This window comes from Chroococcidiopsis sp. TS-821, from assembly GCF_002939305.1.
Classification (GTDB): domain Bacteria; phylum Cyanobacteriota; class Cyanobacteriia; order Cyanobacteriales; family Chroococcidiopsidaceae; genus Chroogloeocystis.
Genome location: NZ_MVDI01000052.1, coordinates 1 through 401, shown reverse-complemented (window position 1 = coordinate 401; position 401 = coordinate 1). Strand labels below are relative to the sequence as shown.

Below are 401 nucleotides of genomic sequence, written 5' to 3'. Positions count from 1 at the left end.
CGGGAGATGCAGCGCGGTTGCAGCAAATTGTGTGGAATCTCCTCTCAAATGCAGTCAAGTTTACTCCTAATGGCGGGCGCGTAGAGGGCAAGGTAAAGAAAATAGCATCTTCCGTACAAATTCAAGTCAGCGACACTGGGAAAGGAAATGCAGCAGAATTTCTTCCTCACGTGTTTGATTACTTCCGCCAAGCTGATAGTAGCACTACGCGCAAATTTGGTGGATTAGGGTTAGGACTTGCCATTGTCCGTCATTTAGTCGAATTACACGGCGGTACAGTGAAAGCTGATAGTCAAGGCGAAGGTAAAGGCGCAACGTTTAGCGTTACATTACCACTTCCCGCATCCGAAATCGCGGATGAAACGTCGGGCGATTGCATTCATTACAATGACTCCGATCTA

1 protein-coding gene is annotated in these 401 nt (G+C 47.6%); it reads left to right on the top strand.

Annotated elements, in window-relative coordinates:
- Positions 1-401 (top strand): cell wall metabolism sensor histidine kinase WalK (locus B1A85_RS23405; RefSeq protein ID WP_246841522.1); only part of this gene is annotated, 401 nt, incomplete at both ends.